This is a genomic window from Chryseobacterium sp. P1-3, from assembly GCF_000738495.1.
In the GTDB taxonomy this organism is placed as follows: Bacteria; Bacteroidota; Bacteroidia; order Flavobacteriales; family Weeksellaceae; genus Chryseobacterium; species Chryseobacterium gallinarum.
Genome location: NZ_JPEQ01000043.1, coordinates 1 through 1,349 on the forward strand (window position 1 = coordinate 1; position 1,349 = coordinate 1,349).

2 tRNA genes and 1 rRNA gene are annotated in these 1,349 nt (G+C 44.4%); all 3 read left to right on the plus strand.

Features of this window, described 5'->3' with window-relative positions:
* Positions 1 to 257 precede the first annotated feature (257 nt).
* Positions 258 to 331 (plus strand) — tRNA-Ile (locus HX13_RS21690).
* An 83-nt stretch (positions 332 to 414) separates the two neighbouring features.
* Positions 415 to 488 (plus strand) — tRNA-Ala (locus HX13_RS21695).
* 155 nt (positions 489 to 643) lie between these two features.
* Positions 644 to 1,349 (plus strand): 23S ribosomal RNA (locus tag HX13_RS21700); the annotation flags it as partial.

Here is a 1,349-nt window from a genome sequence, read left to right on the forward strand (position 1 = left end):
AAGTCGTAACAAGGTAGCCGTACCGGAAGGTGCGGCTGGAACATCTCATTTTAGAGCGTTGAAGAAACGTTAAACAAAATTAGTGTCCTAGAGACACAGTACTTACTTAAAGTAAAGCTTTAGTTTTTTGTTTGGTTGGTTATATTATAAATACACAACCCACTAGAAATTAGTAAAGGGATTGAGACAAAGAGGCAAGATAAAAGAAGGAAGCGCAGTCTGATATCTAATATCTGAAATCTGTTAGTCTAACAGACAGTCTCGTAGCTCAGCTGGTTAGAGCGCTACACTGATAATGTAGAGGTCGGCAGTTCGAGCCTGCCCGAGACTACTAATTAAGGCGGCTGGCAAATAGCTTATAGCAGATGGCAAGAAAGCCAAAAGCAAGAAGCAAATCGCTAGAAGCACCTAGAGGGGGAATTAGCTCAGCTGGCTAGAGCGCCTGCCTTGCACGCAGGAGGTCAAGGGTTCGACTCCCTTATTCTCCACATAGTGGATGGTTTAGTTTTAAACAAGCAGATAGAGCCAAAAACAATATTTGCGAATTAAACTTGAAATAGCAATTAAGATCATTGACATTAACGGTAAAGACATCACAAAGAGAAAACCGAGCGCATAAAGCGCTTGAGTAACCAAAAATAGGAAAGAAATCGTTAAGGGCGTATGGCGGATGCCTAGGCTTTCAGAGGCGACGAAGGACGTGGTAAGCTGCGAAAAGCTACGGGGATTGGCACACACGAATTGATCCGTAGATATCCGAATGGGGCAACCCAATACATTGAAGATGTATTACCTCGTAAGAGGGGCAAACCCGGAGAACTGAAACATCTAAGTACCCGGAGGAAAAGAAATCGAAGAGATTCCGTAAGTAGTGGCGAGCGAAAGCGGATTAGCCCAAAAGTCTTTATATATTTAGAAGAACGTTCTGGAAAGAACGGCCATAGACGGTGATAGCCCGGTATTCGAAAGGTATATTTGGATGATAAATGAGTAGGGCGGGACACGTGAAATCCTGTCTGAATATGGGGGGACCATCCTCCAAGGCTAAATACTCCTGAAAGACCGATAGTGAACAAGTACTGTGAAGGAAAGGTGAAAAGCACTTCGAATAGAAGGGTGAAATAGAACCTGAAACCGTACGCCTACAAGCGGTCGGAGCAGCGTAATGCTGTGACGGCGTGCCTTTTGCATAATGAGCCTACGAGTTAATTTTACTAGCGAGGTTAAGTAATTAAGTTACGGAGCCGGAGCGAAAGCGAGTCTGAATAGGGCGGATAGTTAGTAGGATTAGACGCGAAACCTTGTGATCTACCCATGGGCAGGTTGAAGCTCTGGTAACACAGAGTGGA